Origin of the sequence: Geothrix limicola (genome assembly GCF_030268085.1) — a bacterium.
GTDB classification, from domain to species: domain Bacteria; phylum Acidobacteriota; class Holophagae; order Holophagales; family Holophagaceae; genus Geothrix; species Geothrix limicola.
The window spans coordinates 145048-166796 of the sequence record NZ_BSDE01000005.1; the positions used below are offsets into that span (position 1 = coordinate 145048).

A 21749-nucleotide genomic window follows, 5' to 3' on the forward strand; every position below is an offset into this window, starting at 1 on the left:
TCCGTCGAGCATACCAAGTCCCGCCAGACATGCGCCCTTGCCCTTCCCCCGATCCCTGCTACACTTGAATTCCTACCGCGGGGTGGAGCAGTCCGGTAGCTCGTTGGGCTCATAACCCAAAGGTCGCAGGTTCAAATCCTGCCCCCGCTACCAACCAAGACAACCGCCACTATTGAGTGGCGGTTGGTTTATATCGGCATGGCTCAAGAACAAGATGCGCGGCGATACTCTGGGGATACTCTAGAAAATTCGATCCAGCCGCTTCTCTTCCAGTTTCCAACTCATTCAGGTTCCTTTTTGAAGCCGCGCACCACCCATCGGAAACCGAGGGCGAAGGCAAGTAACAGCAGGCATGGAGCGGTCCACAGAAAGAGTGCGAAGCCCACCAGCTTGAGTCGGGCATTCCGGAGAACCAATCCCTGGACCCGTGAGTAGTCCTGTTTGAACGCTCTGAGTTCATCAGTCGAAGCGTTCAGCAAGAACTCTTGCCCGCTTGGCATGGTCTCATTCGAGGGCTCAATTCTCCATGCAGTCTCCCAAGGCGGCGCCTTCCCTGGTGGGGTAACTACCACATCACCTTTTTTGATGGTTTGCAGTGTTGGCCCTGGTGCATCAATGAACTTAGGTGAATCCAAGTGTGCTCCACTTGGTAAGGCTGGGAGGGCTCGGCGGATCTCATCCTCAACATAAGCCTGCGCGTCCGACAGCATCTTATGAGATTGAGGCGAAAGTAGTTTGATCTGGTCAGGGGTGAGAACCTGCTTTTCCAAAGGTCCAGGCCAATCTGCCAATACAGCTACCACAGCACCGATGCCCCACAAAACACTGAGGAGGATCCACAGCCTCCACCAACCGCCAAGGCGTTTCATGTGGTCCCCTTCAAAGTGGATAGTCGAATCAGGTTAACCCCGAGCCACCTCCTAGATTACCTCCAGGGCGCCAGGATAGCGGCGGTCATTCTGTCTAGATCCTCTAGGCGGGGGCGGCGGCGGGCTTGGTCTCGGGGCCCGTGGGGTCTCCCTCTAGCACTGCCTCACACTTTGCCAGAGGGAGCCCATATGGAAGGGACTGTTAGTGATGAATATTTAGGGATTGTAGGACCCTCGAAACCGTCCCTTTTCCTATTTCAGCCTTTTTTATCGACACGGGCGGAGGAGTTTTAGGTGACTCTGCCTCCTAATCCCTATTTTCTGGATCCGTTAGCGTTGGTTTTCAAGCGGCACCTCTCCCAGACACAACCTGCTCTACCTGAATCAAAAGTGGGCACATTTTAGGTAGAGCGGGTTCGTGCTTATTTAGATCCCTCCCGCCTGCATCCCTTCGCGCGGCCAGCAGACCATCGACCAGCCTTGAATAGTTCATTCCTGAGATGGCCCTAATCCGTTTCTTGGTGAATTGAATTTTTGGGCATCCTGAGAGGCGCAGGGCATTTCCAAGGGCGGTTTCGGTCAGATTCAGGCCAAACCACCCCAGCAGCCGCCTTATTCGCGACACGGGCACCTTTGACCCTCCATCTATGGTCAAGGCAACTTTGATCAACCTGACATGGATGGCGATCCGTTCCCGCAACTCACGGGCAGCCTCAGCTCGCTGGTATGCCTTCACCCCGCTTTCGGGAATTGCGTCTTTGGCAGCATCCAGAGCACTGAGCAACTCGGATCGGCTCCATGGGCAGGGCTTCCCGGTCGTATCGGTGCACCTAGCATTCCATGGGGCCAGCATCGTCAAGGCCGTTCGAGGTTCAATCCGATGGTAAGCAACGAGGTTGCTGCACACCCGGGCCAAGGCCAAGTGACCATACTTCCCACTGACCGACAACGGCGCGCGCAGCTGTAGGTATTGGCGGGCAGCTACTAGCCGGTCTCTGAGCGGGCGGGGGTTTGTCAGGAATGGGCGGTCGTCCCGTTTATGCCAGAATCCCCAGGCCTTGAACCACCGGGGGTCCATCACCGGCGGCATGGTCCAGGTAGTCATGGGGCGATACTCAATCCCCTTTCGGCGGCTCCCAGGACAGACGACCAGGGTTTTCGGGCCGAATTTGAAATCCATCGGAACCGCGCCGTCTGGCAGGTGGTTTTTCAGCCCTGCTAGCGGGAAGTCATCGGGCAACATCCCGTAAAAATGGGCTCCACCGCTGGGAGTAGCGACCATCAAGGGCGTGATGCCATGGTCGAAGAGTTCAGACACAACCCGCTCTACCTGCTCGTGAGAGTCAGCGTCCAGAATCCAGAGTGGAGACTTGGGCATGATTCCTACTGGTGATCCCTTCGCAAGCCATGCGAGGGCACACTGAACGCCAAAAGTCCCGATCATACGATCGTAATGGTCCAGTGTTCGGCGTGGACGCTTCCCGTCCTTCACCAGTTCGACAAACCTGCACCTCATGGCAGCGAGGCCATGAATCCAGCTTTCAAAGATTCCCATGGTTCACCCCGCTTTCGGGAGTTCGACCTCGCCAGAGGCAAGGCGAATCAAATCCTCGTGACGGATGAAGCACCGGCGGGGCCCAATGCGAACGGGCTCTATCAAACCTTTGGCGATCCACAAGGCGAAGGTTGAGACAGGAACGCCACCAAGCTGCTCCCGGGCTTCCTGGTAGCTGTAAAGCAGTCTGGCCTGGGTTCCACGGGCTTGTTCAGCCTTGAGGGTGGGAACAGTGGGGAAAGATAGGCCATTGGCCTGGGTTTGAGATTTAAGTTCGTGCGACATTCGCACCTCGCTGGACCGCACTTCGATAAGAGACAGCCAGTTCAAACTGGCCTGCTTGTGGCTGCTCTTACCGGCGTCAAGCACCAGCGGCCTGCAAATCCCCCACTAGGTTTGCATTGTTATAAGTCTCGATATTCCTGAGACCTTGTCAAGCCTTATGAAAAGTCTATATATTCCACCACCTTCACCTATGACTGATTTAAATCGAATGACATTCAGTGTCAGGCTTGCTTGGCCTCAGCAGTAAGGATCTTGGTTCCCGACTTGGGATTCTCACCGCGAAGCGCAGCGGCGATCCATGCCGACGTATCCTCGGATGCGTTCCGCAGGATGCCATCCATGGAAAGGCGAGTGTATACGTCCTGAATCTTTCCGAGGCTGTGGCCTAGCAGTGTGTCGCCAATGGCTGGCGGATACCCGAGTTCCACAGACACGCTCATGAAGGTTCGCCGGAGGTCATGCGGCGTAGCCTCGCCAAGTTCACAGTTCTCCACCGCCAAGATGCGGAGCCACATATGCCGCAAACCCTGGATGGGCCGGTCCTTCACTAGACCCGGAAATACCAGATTGCCCAAACGATCCCCGGCACGACGCTTTAGGATGGTTCGGAGCGGGGCATTAAGCGGTAGCACCTTTGCCCCCTTGTTCACGCTCGTTTTGTGGTCATGAAAGGTCATGGTCCCTTGATCCAGGTTTACGTCCTGCCATCGAAGGTTCCCGGCCTCCCCTGCCCTCAACCCAGACAGGGCCAGAAATCGGATTAGATCAGCGGCGATGCGATCCAGTTTCCCGGCCTCCTCAAGTGAGTGCATGGAAGATTCCAACCTTCCGAGTTCCGCAGCGGTCAGGATGCGTTTGCAGGTCTGAAGACGCTGCTTCGGGAACCGAAAACATGGATTCGATTGGAGCGGTCTCCATCCTTCATCCTCGGCAATGCTCATAAGCTTCGACAGGATCTCAATGGTCCGATTCGCTTGGGTTGGGTGTTTCTTGGCCTCCCGGCGGTATAAATCCTTGATGCTGGATCGGTCCAGATCCTTCACCAGTCGCGTCCCCACGGCGGGAAGGATAACCGTCTTGATGATCGAGTCATGGCTCCGCTGGGTGCTGGGCTTTAGCTTGGCGCGATAGTCATCCTTCCAGACCTTCACCAGCGCGGTCACATCCTTGGAGTTCCGCTCACCTTGCAGATGGGCCCGGGCATCCTTTCCTGCATCGTGGACCTCTCGCAGCTTCCGGGCCTGCTCACGGGCAGCCTCAGCAGTCCACACATCGGCGCTCCCGATGGTCACCTGCACCTTAGAACCGCTTGGGCGCTGGAATTGAATGGCATAGCTTCTAGCGCCACCTGGATGCACTCGGACGTAGAACCCCGCCACCACTGAATCCCACCGCCGGACGATGACCTTGCCTGGTTGGATTGACCTTACCCGGGTGTCCGTGAGTTTGACGGTCTCCATGAGATTCCTCCCGGCCTCAAATCAGCGACCTTTGGGGTGCTGTTTCGATACTCTGAGGATACTCTAGCGGAGCGAAAATCAAGAGAAAATGAAGATGTTTAAGAAGATCCAAGAATGATTCTAAGTAATTGAATAAATGGAGACCTTTGACCAATATTAGATTCAGTCAAATTCTATTAGTTTGGGCTCATAACCCAAAGGTCGCAGGTTCAAATCCTGCCCCCGCTACCAAATGCAACGGCCGACTACTGTCGGCCGTTTGTGTTATTGGATCGAGAACCCCAGGAAACCCGCTGGCCCCGAAGCTGAGGGCGGTACGCCCGGGCACCTGCGGGGGGCCCTTTGACTCGCCGTTCTCCGCGTTCGCCCTCCCTCGGCGCCTGGATCGCCCCGTTCTGAGCGGAATTCGGGGATCCCATGAACTAAAGGAGAAGTCCAGGATTGGGGTTACTCCCGAAGGGATGATCTTCGAGCCGTAAGGCCTCCGCAAGGAACGACCAGAGCCCCCCGGTACCAGGGGTATTCGGTGGCATCGAACCATCCTGATTCTGAGACCCGGCGGTTCCGCACCGGACGTACTTCCCGATTACGGTGGCCGTGCCCCCCGGCTCATGATCCGAGGTCGCGACCGTGCGGGAAAATTCGCCGAATAGCGCCACCACGACATTTCGATTCGGCAAGGTGAGCATCCGCTCCAGGAAGATTTGAAGAGATGGGATGAGCTGGGACATGATTTTTCGATCCGTGACACCAGTCAGCTCAATGTGGATGTCGAATTGGCGGTCAGGCCTTCCCAAATAGGCCGGCTGGGAGAAGACCACGCTGGTTCCCCCGCGTACGAGCATTTCTGTGGCCAGGAAGGTGGACGGGGTATCCGCGATTTCTCGAATGCCTTGAGTCAAGCCGTATGCGGCTGCGGCTTCCTTTGGGTCGAATGCAGGTATTCGCGCCAATTGTGTTTCGACAGAACGAAAGTCCGTTACGCGGGTAAACGCGGCTCCGCCCTCCGCCGGAGAATCCCATGAAACACCCACAGGGAATCCTAGCGAATTGACAATGGCGCAGCGGATCGGCGCCTTCGTCGTCATCGCGCCTGCGAGCAGCAACAGGTTGCTGCGATTTCCGGTCTGGAGCACCGCCGCCCGGGCAAGGTCGTGCCGGTAGTGTCCGTGCTGAAAGTTGATGGATGCCATATGAGATAGGGCTGTGGATGGAAGGCTCCCAAGCGTGGCCGCATCCACCACCAATCCATGGCCGAGGTCTTTCACATTGTCTGGCCTCACGCCAAAGCTCCCCTTCTCGAGGAAAGACCCGGCACTGTTGAAGAGCCCGGAAGGCCCTCCGTTCAGGAAAAACACCACCAGAGTGGGCGTCTCCTGGGGGCGTTGAGGATTATCCGTTTGGAACTCACCCGCAGGCAGCATGGCGGCACTTGCCAAGGCGGCGCCAACTTTCAGCATGGTTCGGCGTGTGCACAAGGGTTGAGACATGGACCCTCCGAAGCGCGAGGAAAGCCCTCGGCATCGGCAAGTGTGGGTTGTCCGGATATAGCCGTTATGACATCATTCGTCGAAAATCGGACACATCATGGTTCGCGCCGGGAACAGCGAGGATTACCAGCAGGCACCGCGGCCCGTAGTAGCGATGGCGAAGGATTATCCGGACGGATTTGTCATCGCCCCCCATTCGCATCCTCGAGGGCAGCTCCTGTATGCCATCACTGGCCTGATGCGCGTGATGACTGGAACCACGGGATGGATTGTTCCGCCGTTCCGCGCGGTATGGATCCCGCCTGGGATTCGGCATCAAGTCTCAATGCAAGGTCCCGTTCAAATGAGGACCCTCTACCTCTCACCTGGCGCTTCCATCGCGATTCCGAAGGAATGTACGGTCATCGACGTTTCGAGGCTTCTCCGGGAGCTCATCCTCAGCGCCGTCGATGAAGCTCTCGATTACGATCCGCAAGGCCGTGGCGGCCTGATCATGAATTTGATACTCCTTGAGATCCCACGAGCCCACCAGGTTCCACTTCAAATTCCCATGCCGACAGACCCGCGGCTCGTAAGGCTCTGTCGCGCGCTCCTCGATCGGCCACACAAGAAGGAGAGCTTCGAAGTGTTGGCCAGACGCACGGGCGCCAGCAGCCGCACCTTGATGAGGCTGTTTCAGCAGGACCTTGGGATGAGCTTCGTCATCTGGCGGCAGCAAGTGTTGCTCTCGGAGGCCGTCGCCCTTCTGGCCTCTGGGAAAACCGTCAAGGAAGTCGCCACCACCCTTGGCTATCAGAGCCCGAGTGCCTTTACGGCGATGTTTCGCCAGAATTTGGGGAAGGCTCCCGAAAGCTATTTGCATTCGCCCGAATGAGGGCGCGGCCGCTGGATCTAATCAGCCAGGCTGACCGGGACCACACGTTTGAGCTGTTTGTCAGATTGGGTTCGACTCGATAGCGGGCTTGCGGTGAAGGCCAGCGTCTCCGCCTCCGCGGCGCGCAGGCCTTCGTCGTCGAGCACCCCTTTATCGTGGAGTTTCGTGAGCAAGTCTCCGACCCGCGCTTCCCAGGCGGGCGTGAGTGCACCCCGCCTGAGGTACATTTCATAGCGCACCGGATTCGGGATCACGGTGGCGAGCAGGGCCGCCTCCTTGGGGCTCAGGGTGCGGGCATCCTTGCCGAACCAGTGGTGGGCGGCCTCGCCGATGCCGTTCACGCCGTCGCCCCACTCCGCCAGATTGAGGTAGATCTCCAGGATCCGTCGCTTCCCGACTGCCACCTCGAGTGCGACGGTCGCGAGGGCCTCGCGGATCTTGCGCGAAAGGGTGCGGTCCCGTGACAGGAAGAGGTTCTTCGCGAGCTGCTGGGTGAGGGTGGAAGCGCCGCGCAGCCGGCCCCCATTGGACAGGGCCTCCTGGACTTCGGACAGGTCGAAGCCCTTGTGCCCGTAGAAGCCGGCGTCCTCGCTTTCGAGCACGGCGCGCACGAGGTGGCTTGGAAGCTCGCTCAGTGGCACGAACGCAGGGTTTTCCGGACCGATGGTCACCTGCCGCTTCCCGCCACGGGTGAGGGTCGCCTCGTAGACGAAGGGGCGCGTCAGATCAGATTCACCTCGGGCCTGAGCTGGCACGAGGTGACTCGGGTCCACCTCGCCGTCGATCTGCCATTCAGCCGGTTGGCCAAGCGGGCCGGCGACGGTGAGGGCGCCGGCAAGCGTGCCCGTGAGCCCCGGGGCCCCACGAGGTGGCGCGAGGGTAGGTGGGAGGGACGCGGCGAGGGTGGCCCAGTCGACTGCGCTCGCGAGAAGGGCGAGCTTGAATTGAGGCTCGGGACGTGTCGTGATCGAGAGCCCGACCTTCAGCGCCGCCCGGCCCGCCTCATCCAGGGCCACCGTGGCCTCCTCCAGGGCGATGGTCCGCTCGCGGGCGTCCCAGCCCACACGGCCGGCGAGGCGGACCGAAAGGGGACCCACGGGTTCGGGAGCGAGTCGTTTCGCAAACATCGAGAGGGCGTGCGTGGAGAGACTGAGCTGGCCCTCGCCCCGCGGCAGCGCCAGGTTCGGTGCCTCAAAGCTGAGGTCGACCGTACCCGCCTGGATGTCGATGGGGAGTCCCGCGCGCAGGCTTTCAGGGAGCGCCGCGGCGCCCAGCCCGTGGAGCCGGAGCTGCAAGCTGCCGGGGCCGCCGCCCCACGCAGCCATCACCGTGCCCTCCGCCTGCCCCGGCCCCTCGGTCGAGATCGAGGCATGGGTACGCTCGCCCCGGCGATCGAGGTGGATGCGGCCGGCCATGGGACCAACCACCACGGGGGGGACCACGAGCAACTGCCCGGACGGCGAGCCCTCGAATCGCACCTCCAGCCCGGAGAAAGCCACCACAGGCAAGGCAGGCGCATGGCTTCGCGGCTCCGAGCTGGCCGACCGCGGCTTATCCGGGCGGAGGGCTCGCGCCAGATCCGCGAATCGCTCCCCACGGCAGCCCGCATGGACGTGCACCCCTTGCAGCCTGACCGTCCCCGCCTCCAGGCGACCGGTGAGGAGTCGCCACAGACGCGGCTGAACGGTGATCCGGTCGACCCGGAGGAGCGGCATCCCATCCCTGGGCGAATCGAGCACGACGGCGCCCATCACGAGCCGGAACGCAGCATCGACGCCGACCGTTCCCTCGAGGCGAGCGCCCGGAATCCTGGCTGCGAGCCCGGCGACGGCGCGTTCGTGGAGGGCCCTCCGGACCGGTGCCGCCTGGAACAGCGCGAGGACGCCAAGGTAAAGGAAGACACCCAGCACCAGCCCATTTCCGCACGCGATCCATCGCCCCTGGAAGCAGGCGCGAAGGCGAATGAGGGCACCTGCCCATGACCGCAACCTGCGACGTTCAGGCTGGGGCGACTGGATCGAAGGGGTGTGGGCCACGGGATTCTGCAGGAGAAAGACCAGGGAGAAGGGCAGGCCCCAGGGTGCTGGAGGGGCCTCTCCATCATGACGCCGATGACAGCCTTGGGGCCAACCGAACGATGAGCCAGACCAGGGACTCCGGTTTCACGCGGGCTCCGGAAAGTCCACAGGGTTTCCGCCTACCATCAAGCAGGAAGGTGATGGAGCCCTCATGTTTGCGGATGAAGGAATGGTTCTGAAGGTGGCCCACCGGGAGCCGACTCAACGTCATCCGTGGCGCACTCCGGTGTTCCTGCTGCTGGGCTTGGTGCAAGGCCTCGCCGCCTCAGGGCCGCAGGCCCAGAGCCCCTACGCGACCTGCCCTCCCCTGCCGGCTGGGATCAGTTCGGTCACGGTGCTCGACAGCCAGGGCCGGTACGTGGGTCGCATCCCGCCCCAGAACCGCTATTGGGTGTCTCTCGATCGGATTCCCAGCTTCCTTCAGCAGGCGCTGCTGGCTGTGGAGGACGCCCGCTTCTACGAGCACGGCGGCCTCGACTACCGGAGCATCGCCCGGGCCGCGCTCAAGGATGTGCTCAAGGGAAAGCTGGTCGAAGGGGGCTCGACCATCACCCAGCAGCTCATCAAGAACAAGTACCTGAACTCGGCGCGCACCCTGGACCGCAAGCTCGAAGAAGCCAAGCTGGCCATGGAATTCGAGCAGCAGTACACCAAGCCGCAGATCCTGGAGATGTATTTCAACGAGATCACGTTCGGGAACGGCACCCAGGGGATCGCCCAGGCGGCCCGCCTCTACTTCGACAAGCGCCCGGAGGAACTCAGCGAAGGCGAATGCCTTCTCCTCGCAGGCGTGCCGAAGAACCCGAGCCGCTACAACCCCTTCGGCAAGCCCGCGGAGGTGGCGAGGCGAAGGGACGTCGTCCTCAAGCGCATGGAGGATCTCCAGCTCATTTCGCCCCAGCGAAAGCGGGCGCTCCAGGCCCATGGCGCGGGCCCACGCCCCCTGGGGCAGGCCCCGCAGTATCTGGCCCAGATTCGGGCCCAGCTGATCGGACGCCTGGGGGCCGAAGCCGTGGAGCTGGGTGGCCTGGAAGTCATTGCCGCCCTGGATCTGGACGTGCAGCATCGGGCTGAACAGGCCCTGCGGGAGGGCGTGAAACGCCTTTCCCCGGGATTGCAGGGTGCCCTGCTCTGCCTGGATCCCGCCACGGGAGACGTCCTCGCCGCCGTCGGAGACGTGGAGGGAACCCAGAACGCCCTCAACCGGGCCTTCACCTCCCGCCGCCAGCCGGGATCGGCCATCAAGCCCCTCATCTATGCAGCGGCCCTGGAGAAAGGACTCACCGCCGCCAGTCTCTGGAAGGACGACCCGGTGGCCTACGACGCCGGCAATGGCCAGACCTGGAAACCCCAGAACTACGGCCGGGAACAGTTCGGCGAACTCCCCCTCAGGCAGGCTCTGGCCCACTCGAACAACATCATCACGGTCAAGGTGCTCGAAGCCGTCGGCGTGCCGGCCTTCGTGGCATTCGCAGGCAGGATGGGTCTCCCGCTCCACACGCAGAACGGCCTCTCACTGGCCCTGGGCACGGACGAGGTCACCCTGAAGGATCTGGTGCAGGCCTACACTCCGCTGGCCACCGGAGGCACCATGGCCGAGGCCCGAACCATCCTTCGGATCTATGACCGACGGCGCCAGACCTGGATCGAGAATCCGCCGGTGCTTTCCCAGGTCCTGTCCCCGGAGGTGTCCTTCATCACCACGGAGATGCTGAAGGACGTCCTCAGCTATGGCACCGCCAAAGCCCTGCGTCCCTTCAGCCAGGCCCATCCCTCCGCGGGGAAAACCGGAACCACGGACAACTACGTGGATGCCTGGTTCGTCGGTTTTACCCCGAACCTCGTGACGGGCGTCTGGGTCGGATACGACAAGCCCAAATCCGTTGGGAAAGGGTTCACGGGAGGTGCCGTGGCCGCTCCGATCTGGGAGCGCTTCATGGGCAAGGTCGTGGCTTCTCGGCCCGCGGGCGATTTCCCGAAGCCGGAGACCATCCTGACCCTCAGCATCGATCCCACCACGGGGCTCCTGGCCCGCGACGAGTGCCCCCAGAAGCACGATGAGTTCTTCATCTCAGGCACCGAGCCGATGGAATACTGCACCGAGCACGGAAGCGCGCCACCCCAGCCGATGGAACCCTCGCCTCAAGAAACTGGGCGACGGTAAACCAAGACCAGGAACACCCGGGCGCGGTCAGTTCCCTTCGGCTTCGCGGTGGCCGCAGTGGCGCCCTCGGAAGCCCTGCCGGAACCGCTCCCGCTCTTCAGGCGTCATCCGCTCCCAGCGTTCGAACATGTGCCGCCGATGGTGGAAGCCCGACCGATGGTGGCGGTGGAAGCCTCCCAGGAGGATGCGCGACAGGACGAGAAGGCCCAGGGCCTGCCAGTAGGTGATGGCCTTCGCGCCGAAGAGGGCGGGCAGCAGCCAGTTCCAGAGGGACATCACCACGAATCCGAAGAGCGCCACCGCGAGCGCCCCCAGGAACGCGAATCCAATTCCGCGCCGGATGTACCAGCCTTTCGATTTCGATCGATCAAACATGGACGTACTCCTCGTAGATGGTTTTCAAATGTTTGCGAAGGGCTCGCACGGCGTAGTGTTTTCGGGAAAGCAGGGTGTTCATGGGAATCCCGGTGGCTTCCGCAAGCTCCTTGAAGCTGCGCCCCTCGAGTTCGTGGGCGATGAAGACTTCGCGCTGCTCCGGCGGCAGTGCCTCCAGGGCCGCATCCAGTTCTTCGAGCAGGATGTGTCTCGCATAGGCGGCCTCGGGCCCCTCCTCGTCCGAAGGAAGCCAGTCCTCCCAAGAAAGGGCCTCTTCCTCTGGGGAAGTTTGAACCGGCGTGTGCCGAAGGGCTTCAGCGCGCCGCTTCCGGAAGAGGTCGGTCATCCGGTTCCGCGCAACCTGATACATCCAGGCGCCGACCTGCCGGATGGGGGTCATCAGGTTCTGGGCTTCGACCAGTTCGAAGAAGACGTCCTGCAGAACGTCCTCGGCATCGGATTCATCGACCACCCACTTGCGGATGAAGTTCTTCAGCTTCCCCTGCTCGCGGGTGACGATTTCCGTGATCTCCCGCTCGTGCTTGGACATCCAGGTGGCTTCCAGGGTTCCCTCCTTCTACTCCTGAAGACGCGGGACTCCCTCAAATATTTTGACGTTTCTCTTTCTCAAGCCCTTCAGCCCAGCCGCCGGCGCCATTCGATCTGTTTGGACTTGAGCACTTCCTTCAGAACGAAAGGACTCATGTCTTCTTCGAAGACTTCAAGAAGGACATAGTCGAAGGCTGCTTCACCCCACTGGTTCCAGGCCACCTGAAGCCCCTCGTCGAGGTGGCGGCCCTGATTCAGCTGGAGCCACAGGCCATTCCGGGTGGTGTCGAGGTTCGGGCTGGAGCCCGCCCAGGATTGCCCGCTGTCGCGATGCCGCACCGCGTAGATGCCGGGCCGGGGCTTGCGTTCCTTGTAGGCGCGAAGCGCCGCTTTGCGATCAAACGATCCACTCATGTTCACCGTCTCCTGATCTCAGGCTTCCAACCGCACCTACTCCCTGGGGTTGGCGCTGCAGTGGGAGGCCCTGTCGTCCAGGCGCGCGCAATTCCGGCAGGCGGACCTGGCGGCGAAGGCGAGGGCCCAGGAAGCCCAGAGCAGGTCCCTTGAGGACCAGCTGACGCTCGAGGTCCGGCACGCCCGATGGAACATCGAGAACGCCCGTTCCCAGGTAGAGGTGGCCCAGCGCGCCCGCCTGCAGGCGGAGGAACAGGCGCGCGTCTCGCGGGTGGCCTATCAGGAGGGCATCCGCACCGCCATCGAGCTTCAGGGAGACGAGGTCGCGCTCAGCGATGCGCGCTACCGGGAACCCACCGCGCACCTCGACCTGGGTCTGGCCTGGGCCTCCCTTCGCCTGGCCCTCGGGGAATAGCGGCGAGGCCTTCCTCACGAATCTCCACGCAGGGGCTCGAAGGTCAGTGCGCTTTCGGTGAAGCCTCAATCGCCTTCCGGGCCGCGGATTCGCCCGCCAGCCAGCCCGTGGAGAAGGCGATCTGCAGGTTGTAGCCGCCGGTATTCGCATCCAGATTGATCACCTCTCCCGCGAAGTAGAGGTTCGGGATTTTCCTTGAGGCCAGAGTCCTGGGATCGATGTCCTTGAGGGAGACGCCGCCGGCGGTGACGATGGCTTCCTCCCATCCGCCATGGCCCGTGACCTCGAAGCGCATCTCCTTGAGCAGGCCCAGCAGCTTCTTCCGTTTCGATCCCTGGAGCTGCGTCATGGGGCCGACGGGCTCCAGGCCGAGCCGTTCGCAGAACACGTCCACAAGCGCCAGCGGCAGCAGGGCTCGCAGCAGGTGCCGACAACTTCCGCCCCTGAGGGCCTCCAGTTCCCGCAGCAGTCGCGCCTCCAGTTTCGCGAGGTCCAGGGCCGGTTTCAGATCGAGGGTCACCTCGACCTTGCGGTCTGCGGCCTTGGCCTCGACGATCCTCCGGCTCAGCCGAAGCACACTGGCACCGGCCAGGCCCTTGGCCGTGAACTCCACCTCCCCGAATTCGCCAACCTGCTTCTTCCCGTCGATCCAGAGCGTGGTCTCCACGTTCTTCAGGATCAGCCCCTGGGCACCTTCGTGGGCGGGACGGGTCTCGATCCTCACCAGGGCGGGCCTGGGCGCTTCGACCCGGTGCCCCGTGGCCTCGGCGAAATGAAAGCCGTCTCCCGTCGAGCCCGTGCCCGGGTAGGACTGTCCCCCGGTGGCGAGGATGACGCACCGGGCTTCGATGATCCGTGGCGCGGTTGAACCCCGGAGCTGGACGCGGAGCCCAGACACCGCCCCTTCGTGGATCACCAGCTCGGCCACGCGCGCATGCGGAAGGATCTCGACGCCCTGGGCCTCGGCCCAGGCCACGAGGGCGTCCGCCACATCCCAGGCCTGGCCGCTGGCGGGAAACACGCGCTCGCCGCGCTCGACGCGGGTCGCGACGCCCTGCGCCTCGAACAGCGCGATCACGTCGCGGTTGAAGAAGGCCTGGAAGGCCTGCCGAAGGAAGCGCGGCTCCGGGTGGATTTCCTGCAGGTGCGCCTCCAGGGGTTTCATGTTGGTGATGTTGGCCCGGCCCTTCCCCGTGATGCGCAGCTTGCGGGCGGGTTTCTCCATCTTCTCCAGCAGCAGGACGCGGGCCCCCAGCATGGCCGCCCGGCCCGCGGCGAGCAGCCCCGCCGGTCCCCCGCCGACCACAGCCACGTCCCAGGCACCTTGCGCCGCGTGCGTGCCGTCGCCCTGCCTCAACCCTGCTCCCTTTGGGGATGGAGCACCAGCTCCATCCGGCAGCGCGCGCAGTCGAAGCGGCACTCCAGGCGCGTGGGACCGTTCTCCAAAAAGAGCGGGCCCAACGGCTCCTGCAGGCGTCTCCAGGGCTCGGGGTTGTCGTGCAGCCGGCACCAGCCCAGCTCGAACTTCACACAGTGGCGGGTGGTCATCACCACCCGGCCCTGCAGGTTTTCCTGCAGTTCCGCCGCCGGCTCCAGGACCGTGCCGCCCGCCCGCTCGTAGAAGGCCCGGGCTGCCCGGTTGGCGATGTTCCAGGTGAAGTCCAGCTCCCGTTCCGGCAGCGGATGGTGCACCGCGGACGCGGGCCGTCGCCCCTCCCGTGCCCGCGGCGCTCGGCGCAGGGCTTCGAGCGAAGCAGCCGCGTCCCTGCGGAGCGCATTAAGCACGCTAACGGGCACGAAGCGCGGCTCCGCCACCCGCAGCTCCGCCAGTTCGAAGGGCGTGTTTCCGAGACGGGCCAGAGCCTCCTGGATGGTCCGCGCGGCGGCGGCTGCTTCCCGCGGCGCAGCGAAGGTGCCCGGGGCCTGGGCTTCTGCGACGAATCCGGCGGAGTCCTCCAGACGCAGACGCACGGCCCCTTCCGGGAAGTCCAGGCACGCGTCCACCGGGATCCGGCGGTCCACCTTGGCGCCGCGCAGGGCCCGGAGCCAGTGCAGGTCCAGGTTCCGGTGAAGCCGGGTGCCGGGCCTGATGCGGGCGGGATCCTGCACGAAGATCTGGCGGCCATCCACCGCGTTGATCACCGTGCCCGCCACTTCGGGGCCGTCGACAAAGGCGAGGCCGTCCCCCGGATGCAGGTCCGCGGCGGCGTCCAGCACCAGACGATCCCCCTGGATCGAGCGCACCTCGCCGATGCATTCGCCGAGGTGCTTCGCCGCGTCCGGATTGCCCATGGGCTGGCGTTCGCCATGGATGCGGTAGGTGGACAGGCCGCGCTGGAAGGTCTTGGAGGGATCGGGTTCGAAGGCGTGACGGACCGCGCCAAGAGACGCGCGCGCCAGCTCCGGACGCCGTTCAAGGAGGGCATCGAGCTTGCGGCGCACGTGGCTGACGACGTTCTTCACGTAGTCTGCATCCTTGAGCCGACCCTCGATCTTGAAGCTCTGGACACCCGCATCGGCGAGGGCCTCCAGATGGTCGGACAGATCCAGATCCCGGATGTTGAGGAGATGCTTTTCCCGGACGATCACGCGGCCCGCGCCATCCACCAGGTTCCAGGGCGCGCGGCAGGGCTGGGCGCATTCGCCGCGGTTTCCGCTGCGGTCGCAGATGGCCCCGCTCAGGTAGCACTGCCCGCTTTCGCCCACGCAGAGGGCGCCGTAGACGAAGGCCTCCAGTTCGATGTCCGCGGCCTGGTGGACGGCGCGGATCTCATCCAGGCTCAGTTCCCGCGCGAGGATGGCCCGCGTGAAACCGGCACCGGCCAGGAAGGCCACCTTCTCAGGGCTGTCGCAGGCGGCCTGGGTGCTGGCGTGCAGCGGAAGGGGCGGCAGGTCCATCTCCAGGAAGGCCATGTCCTGGATGATCAGGGCGTCCACGCCAGCCTCGTAGAGTTCCCAGGCCTGGCGCCGCGCCGCCTCCAATTCACTGTCGAAGAGCAGCGTGTTGAGGGTCGCGAACACCTTCGCGCCCCAGAGCCGGGCTTCCCGCGTGAGCTGTTCGAAATCCTCCAGACCGTTTCCAGCCGCCTGCCGGGCGCCGAAGCGGGCGCCGCCCATGTACACCGCGTCCGCCCCGCAGCGCAGCGCGAGGATGCCCTGATCCGCGTTCTTCGCGGGAGCGAGCAGTTCCAGTGCCATGGATTTCAGGGTACCAGCCGCGGAACGAGAGCCAGATCACGTCATGCGGGTTCACGAGACCGACCGCTAAACGCCCCCACGGAAGACCGCCCTGGCCGCTGGAAAGGAAGGTTGAGAATCCCGATCAAGTCAGACTAGAATGTGATGTATTAGTTTTTCGGATATTTCTGATTTATGAATTTATTTTCACGCCTTTTTCACAACGAAAGCAAGCCAAGAAGCCACCCTAAGACTAGGATTGAAATATCACATCGGGATGGACCCTGGGCATTCCGGCGCCCCTTCCCCGCTATTCCGGCAGGGCCGGGATGACCGATCAGGGGGCATCGAGCCGTCAACCTAGGGGCCTTCCCTGTCCGCCCTGCAGCCATCCCTGATTCGGCCCTGAACGGGCCCTGGTTTCGATTCCACCATCGGGCCGCCCCTGTCCCCAGGGGTCGCCTGCTGTTCCGTTCTCCTCCTCCCGATGGCCTCGCTTCAGGGGTCCTTGGAGAGGCTCTGCGTCACCCCACCCGGGAAACCTTCCCACCCACAGGAGTTTTCATGCAGTTCCGCCGATCCGCCGCGATAGGCCTTTGCACCGCCCTCATCGCGGCCGTCCAGGCCCCGGCCCAGACGCCTTCCCCCAGCTTCTCGTTCACCACCTACAAGACGGGATTCCAGCAGCCCGTCGGGGTGGTGTTCGATCAGGAAGGCCACGCCTATGTCTGGGAGAAGGGCGGCATGGTCAAGCTCGTCGAACCCAACGGGGGCGACTTGTCCGTGCTGCTCGATTTATCCGAGGAAGTCTCGAGCCCCTCCGGCGACGACCACGGGCTGCTGGGATTCGCCCTGGATCCGGACTTCGCCAACAACGGCTATGTCTACCTGTGGTACACGGTCGAACGCGCCTTGCTGTACAACCAGCCCGACCTGCCCCACGATGTGAGCGGCGCCACCCAGGGGCGCTGCACCCGGTACACGGTGGTGAACCATCACATCGATCCCGCCACGCGGCACGTCGTCCTTGGGCAGGACCTGATGGATGGGCCCCCCATCATGGGAACGACCCATGGCGTGGGGACCTGCTTCTTCGGGGCCGATGGCAGCCTGATGCTTTCCGTGGGAGACGGCTCCCTGGGCGATCCCTACGGCGCCGAAGGCGTGGCCCACGGGATCATCACCCAGGCCATGTCGGACCTGAAGCAGCTGAGGGCCCAGGACAACAACAGCCTCAGCGGCAAATTGCTGAGGGTCGACAAGGTCACCGGCGAGGGACTGCCGACCAATCCTCACTACGATCCGAACAATAAGCGGAGCGCCCAGTCCCGGATGTACGTCAAGGGCCTGAGAAACCCCTACCGCGTGACCAACATCGCTGGCGTGGGCCTCGGCAACGGGCCCGGCTACTTCCTCGTCAGCGACACGGGGGAAAACACCTGGGAGGAGGTCGCGCTCTACACGGCCCCCGATGACAACGGCGGCTGGCCGTACTACGAAGGCTTCGATCGCGCCCGGATCAATGAGCAGATCGCCTTCCCGCTCCCCTCCCCCGAACCGCCCACGATGCAGCCGCTGTATTCCTGGCCCCATCCCGAGAATGCCGCCAAGGGCCTGGGCACGGTCGGAAAGATCAAGGTCAACAACCAAGCCGTCCTGATCACGGATCTGAACAATTCCCCCAACATCCTCGGGACCTCCTCGACGGGAAACACCTTCTACCCGAAGAACGTGGGCCTCAACCGGTACAACCACCTGCTGGACGATGCGGTGCTGGCGGCGGATTACACGCAGGATGTGCTGCGGGCCATCACCTTCAATCAGGCCAACAGCACGGTCGATTTCAACAACCCCAACAAGCTGTTCGTCGTGGCACGGAAAGGGGCCATCGTCGATCTGTACACGAATCCCTATGACGGCTACATCTATGCGATCACGTACGGCGCCGTGGGCGCTGAAGTCGCCCGCCTGAACCTGGTCAGCAACCTGCCGCCGGTGGCGGTGATCAAGACCACGGATTCCACGGCGACGGGATCCGGGAGCCTCACGGTCCAGTTCTACGGCGACCAGTCCTACGACCCTGACGATGCGACGATCGGCTACGCCTGGAATTTCGGAGATGGCTCACCCACCTCCACGGAAGCCAATCCCATCCACACCTTCAACGCCTCGACCGGGAACCCCGAAACGCGGCAGGTGACGCTGACCGTCACGGATCCCCATGCCAATGCCAGCCTCGCGACGCAGACCGTCTCGCTGAACAACCTCCCGCCTCAAATCCAGACCCTCTCGGTCAAGAACAACGCCACCGGCGCTGAGATCAGCAGCATCGCGGTCGGGGGGAATTCACCCACGTCCTACGATGTGACGCTGGACGCGACGGTGACCGATGACCGCACCGCGGCCTCCTCGCTGACCTACACCTGGACCGTGGACAGGCACCACAACAACCACATCCACTACGGACAGCCCATCACGGGGAAGACTGTCACGACCCAGCTGGTCCCCGAGGGCGGATGCGGAGAAGGCGCCTCCTATTGGTTCGCCGTCTCCCTGGTCGTGACCGATCAGGACGGTGCGAGCGCGACGGCCCAGAAGCAGATCTACCAGGACTGCGCCGGCCTGACACCGCAGACCATCACGGTGTCGCCGGTTCCGGACCAATCCATTCTGAACGGCTCGCTCAGCATCGCCGCCTCGAGCAGCTCGGGGTTGCCGGTCACGTTCCAGAAGGTCTCCGGTCCCTTCGAAGTGAACGCCCAGACGGGCCTGGTGACCTTTTCGGGAACGCCCGGCGAGGCCGTGCTTTACGCCTTCCAGCACGGGAACACCGTCATCGGGAACGCCTACCCGAAGGAGATCCGGTTCAACATCGTCAATCCTCCAGTGGTGACGGCCGTGGATGCCCATGGCTGCGGCGCGGGACCCATCACGCTGACCGCCTCGAGCGCCAACAGCAGCATCGCCTGGTTCGCCACCCAGACCGGGGGATTCCCGCTGGCGATCGGGCCAACCTTCACGCCCACCATCAGCCAGAACACGACCTACTACGTCCAGGCCACGGGCGGGTTCGCCAATCTGGCGTCGGTCCGCAAACCGGTACTTGCAAGTATCGCGGGCAGATCCATTCCGTTTGCGGAGGATTTCCAAGGTGACGGACTACCCAGCGGATGGTCGGTCAAGAACAGCAATCAGTCAGCGCTGACCTGGTCCCAGGTGAACTACGGCAACGGCCCCGAAACCGTGAAGAGATCCTTCAGCTACCAGGACTACCAGGCCGGTGCCGATGTGGTGAACGGCCAGGCCGTGGACCGGGACGAGCTGCGCACGCCCGCGCTCGATTTCACCAACGTGCCCTTCCCGCGACTGACCTTTGACCTCGCCTATGCCTACAACAACGCGGACGACGGATTGAGCGTCTGGGTGTCGACGGATTGCGGCGCCACCTTCGTGCCAGCCGGATTCGACCGGAAGGGCCAGGCGCTGGCCACCGTGGGAACCCAACAGTCGCCCTTCTACCCGCAGGGGGCCAGCCAGTGGGCCTCGCAATCGGTCGACCTGTCCGATTTCGCGGGCAATCCCAATGTCATCGTCGCCTTCAGGAACACACCCGCCCTAGGCAACAACCTCTACCTCGACAATGTCAGGGTCGAGAATGTGCCCTTCGCGCCGGTGGCCTCCTTCACGACGCCGGCGAGCTATTGCCTGAATCAGCCCGTGCCGTTCACCAACACCTCAACGGGTGGAGCCACCAACTCATACCTGTGGACCTTTCTCGACCACAACAGCAATGCGCTCGGCACCTCGACCGCCAAGCATCCGACCTGGACCTTCACCAACGAGGAGTGGGTCTCGGCGCGCCTGACGGTGACCAACTCCCAGGGCACCAGCATCAGTTATGGCCCCAGCTGGATCCTGGTCAAATCCATTCCGACGATCACCAGCACCACACCCGGTTCGCGCAACGGGAATGGATCCGTCGTCCTGGGCGCACAGGCCTCCAATAGTGCCCCCCTGTCCTGGTATGCGACGCCAACCGGCAGCACGGCCCTCGGATCGGGCACCAGCTTCACGACCCCCAACCTCTCCACCACGACGACCTTCTACGTGGAGGCGTCCAACGGGGGCTGCACCTCCACCCGAGTCGCCGTGCTCGCCACCATCAACAGCGGCGTGACTGACACGACGCCTCCCACTGCCCCGGCCAATCTGACGGCCACAGGTACGACCCAGAATGCGACGAACTTGAGCTGGACGGCTTCGACGGATGACACGGGCGTCACGGGTTACGACGTCTACCAGAATGGCAACCTGGTCGCCGGCCTTTCCGGATCGAGCCTGGGTTATGCGGTGACGGGCCTGAGGCCCGGCACCGGCTACGCCTTCCTCGTGAAGGCGCGGGATGCCGCCGGCAACATTTCCGCATCGAGCAATCTGGTGAACATCACCACGCTTTCTGACACCACCACCGCCCCGGCGGCCTCCTTCACCGTGTCCACGCCCATCAGCCTGGGCCAGCCGGTCGCCTTCACCAACACATCCACCGGCGGTTCCACGAACACCTACCTCTGGACCTTCCTGGATCACAACAACAACCCGCTGGGCACCTCCCTGGCCACGAATCCCACCTGGACCTTCAGCAACGAGGAATGGGTCTCGGCCCGGCTGGTCGCTACCAATCCCCTCGGCACGAGCACCAGCTACGGATCTGGCTGGGTCTATGCCAATCCCATTCCCGCCATCACCAGCGTCACACCGGGCTCGCGGGTGGGCACCGGCCAGGTCACGCTCGGGGCCCAGGCCTCCAACAGCGGCACCATCTCCTGGTACGCCTCCCTGACGGGAGGCAATCCGCTGGGCACCGGCACGAGCTTCACAACCCCCGTGATCTCCACCACGACGACCTATTACGTGGAAGCCTCCAAAGGCGGGATCCCCTCCCCCAGGACTGCGGTGGTCGCCACGGTCAGCGGCAGCAGCACCGATGCGACGGCCCCGGCCGCCTCGTTCACCATGTCGGCACCCGTGTGCCTGGGCCAGCCCGTTGTCTTCACCAACACGTCCACCGGCGGCACCACCAACACCTACCTGTGGACCTTCCTCGATCACAACAACAATCCGCTGGGCACCTCCCTGGCCACGAACCCCACCTGGACCTTCAGTAACGAGGAGTGGGTGTCGGCTCGCCTGGTCGTCACCAACGCCCTCGGCACGAGCACCAGCTACGGGCCCAACTGGGTGTATGCCAAGCCGGTCCCCACGGTCCTGAGCACCACTCCAGCGGCGCGATCGGGCAATGGCTCCGTCATGCTGGGAGCCCAGGCTTCGAACAGCGGAACCATTTCCTGGTACACCACCCTTTCCGGCGGGACCGCCCTCTGGACGGGGAACAGCTTCACGACGCCCAGCCTCTCCGCCACGACGACCTACTACGCGGAAGCTTCCAACGGAGTGTGCCCTTCGCCGCGCGTCGCGGTGGTCGCAACCGTGAACCCTTGAGCCGCAGGCCCTAGGATTCCGGCCGCGGGATCCTGGGGTTCTCGATCCGAACCTCGACAACGTCGGCATCCAGAAAATCAGGGGGCTTACCCCCTGATTTTCTTGTACACCCAGGCCCAGGGGTCCTTCCCAGTCGCCGCCGGGGCGAAGGGGTGGCGGATGCACCCGCTTGGGCCAAAACGCCCCAGGCCCAAAAAGGCCTTTGCTTTGGTGCTTTGAAGAAGCCGATCGGCGGCTGGAAGCAGGAGGGTGTGGGTCTCGTTCGCCCCATCATCCTATTTGTTTATTTTTATTAAATGTTAATTTTAAAAAACTTATAAACCGTTACGTTTGGCACAGCGAATGCACATAAGAGAGTGCGTCTCGCTTTCGCATCTTATTTTTCCTTTTCCACTTCCAAACAATTCGGCCTTTCCGCACCTCGGGCATCCGACCTCCCGTGCGGCGTCCTTGGCGATGGCTGCCGACCAGCCGGAGGAGCCTTCCCGGTTCCAAGGCGCCGGGCCGACCCTCCGCAGCCCCGACACGAACACCGCGCGCAGACG

Annotated in this window: 16 protein-coding genes and 1 tRNA gene; 6 read left to right on the forward strand and 11 right to left on the reverse strand. The window is 63.1% G+C overall.

All coding sequences use genetic code 11. From position 1 onward, the window contains the following. The first annotated feature begins 76 nt into the window (after window positions 1–76). Window positions 77–153: transfer RNA gene (locus QSJ34_RS13320), tRNA-Met, on the forward strand. A 128-nt stretch (window positions 154–281) separates the two neighbouring features. Here QSJ34_RS13320 and QSJ34_RS13325 read toward each other — a convergent pair. From QSJ34_RS13325 to QSJ34_RS13345, 5 genes are all read right to left on the reverse strand, one after another. After that, complete coding sequence (locus QSJ34_RS13325) at window positions 282–869, reverse strand: hypothetical protein (RefSeq protein WP_285576036.1); 588 nt, start codon at window positions 867–869, stop codon at window positions 282–284. Window positions 870–1212: 343 nt separating this feature from the next. Next, window positions 1213–2424: a bifunctional DNA primase/polymerase gene (locus QSJ34_RS13330; RefSeq protein WP_338001172.1), complete on the reverse strand. Its 1212-nt coding sequence runs from the start codon at window positions 2422–2424 to the stop codon at window positions 1213–1215. A gap of 3 nt (window positions 2425–2427) precedes the next feature. Continuing rightward, window positions 2428–2793 (reverse strand): MerR family transcriptional regulator, encoded by a 366-nt coding sequence (locus QSJ34_RS13335; protein WP_285576040.1) that lies wholly within the window; start codon window positions 2791–2793, stop codon window positions 2428–2430. Window positions 2794–2930: 137 nt separating this feature from the next. Further along, window positions 2931–4169: a tyrosine-type recombinase/integrase gene (locus tag QSJ34_RS13340; RefSeq protein ID WP_285576042.1), complete on the reverse strand. Its 1239-nt coding sequence runs from the start codon at window positions 4167–4169 to the stop codon at window positions 2931–2933. A gap of 422 nt (window positions 4170–4591) precedes the next feature. After that, complete coding sequence (locus tag QSJ34_RS13345; protein WP_285576044.1) at window positions 4592–5659, reverse strand: DUF1501 domain-containing protein; 1068 nt, start codon at window positions 5657–5659, stop codon at window positions 4592–4594. A gap of 154 nt (window positions 5660–5813) precedes the next feature. Between QSJ34_RS13345 and QSJ34_RS13350 the strand changes: the two genes are divergently transcribed. Continuing rightward, entirely contained in the window at window positions 5814–6533 is a 720-nt protein-coding gene (locus QSJ34_RS13350) for an AraC family transcriptional regulator (protein ID WP_285576046.1), read from the forward strand. A 17-nt stretch (window positions 6534–6550) separates the two neighbouring features. Here QSJ34_RS13350 and QSJ34_RS13355 read toward each other — a convergent pair whose 3' ends face one another. Continuing rightward, window positions 6551–7948 carry a biosynthetic peptidoglycan transglycosylase gene (locus tag QSJ34_RS13355; protein ID WP_285576048.1) on the reverse strand — a complete coding sequence of 466 codons (1398 nt, stop codon included), beginning with the start codon at window positions 7946–7948 and terminating at the stop codon, window positions 6551–6553. A gap of 192 nt (window positions 7949–8140) precedes the next feature. Here QSJ34_RS13355 and QSJ34_RS13360 point away from each other — a divergent pair, with 192 nt between their 5' ends. Next, window positions 8141–8515, forward strand: a complete 375-nt coding sequence (locus tag QSJ34_RS13360; RefSeq protein WP_285576050.1) for a hypothetical protein — start codon at window positions 8141–8143, stop codon at window positions 8513–8515. 265 nt (window positions 8516–8780) lie between these two features. Beyond that, a complete protein-coding gene (locus tag QSJ34_RS13365) occupies window positions 8781–10775 on the forward strand; it encodes a transglycosylase domain-containing protein (protein WP_285576051.1) in 1995 nt (664 codons plus the stop codon). Between the two features lie 27 nt (window positions 10776–10802). On the opposite strand, the gene QSJ34_RS13370 is transcribed toward QSJ34_RS13365, so the two are convergent. From QSJ34_RS13370 to QSJ34_RS13380, 3 genes are all read right to left on the reverse strand, one after another. Beyond that, entirely contained in the window at window positions 10803–11150 is a 348-nt protein-coding gene (locus QSJ34_RS13370; protein WP_285576053.1) for a hypothetical protein, read from the reverse strand. Then, window positions 11143–11700: an RNA polymerase sigma factor gene (locus tag QSJ34_RS13375; RefSeq protein WP_285576055.1), complete on the reverse strand. Its 558-nt coding sequence runs from the start codon at window positions 11698–11700 to the stop codon at window positions 11143–11145. The genes QSJ34_RS13370 and QSJ34_RS13375 overlap by 8 nt, the downstream gene beginning before the upstream one ends. 86 nt (window positions 11701–11786) lie before the next feature. Then, a complete protein-coding gene (locus QSJ34_RS13380) occupies window positions 11787–12113 on the reverse strand; it encodes a GIY-YIG nuclease family protein (RefSeq protein WP_285576057.1) in 327 nt (108 codons plus the stop codon). A gap of 49 nt (window positions 12114–12162) precedes the next feature. On the opposite strand from QSJ34_RS13380, the gene QSJ34_RS13385 reads away from it, so the two are divergent. Next, window positions 12163–12528, forward strand: a complete 366-nt coding sequence (locus tag QSJ34_RS13385; protein ID WP_338001173.1) for a TolC family protein — start codon at window positions 12163–12165, stop codon at window positions 12526–12528. Window positions 12529–12571: 43 nt separating this feature from the next. On the opposite strand, the gene QSJ34_RS13390 is transcribed toward QSJ34_RS13385, so the two are convergent. Then, window positions 12572–13885 carry a BaiN/RdsA family NAD(P)/FAD-dependent oxidoreductase gene (locus tag QSJ34_RS13390; protein WP_285576059.1) on the reverse strand — a complete coding sequence of 438 codons (1314 nt, stop codon included), beginning with the start codon at window positions 13883–13885 and terminating at the stop codon, window positions 12572–12574. Next, window positions 13882–15726: a peptidase U32 family protein gene (locus QSJ34_RS13395; RefSeq protein ID WP_285576062.1), complete on the reverse strand. Its 1845-nt coding sequence runs from the start codon at window positions 15724–15726 to the stop codon at window positions 13882–13884. The genes QSJ34_RS13390 and QSJ34_RS13395 overlap by 4 nt, the downstream gene beginning before the upstream one ends. Before the next feature lie 543 nt (window positions 15727–16269). Between QSJ34_RS13395 and QSJ34_RS13400 the strand changes: the two genes are divergently transcribed. Further along, window positions 16270–21204: an Ig-like domain-containing protein gene (locus QSJ34_RS13400; RefSeq protein ID WP_285576063.1), complete on the forward strand. Its 4935-nt coding sequence runs from the start codon at window positions 16270–16272 to the stop codon at window positions 21202–21204. Window positions 21205–21749: the final 545 nt, after the last annotated feature.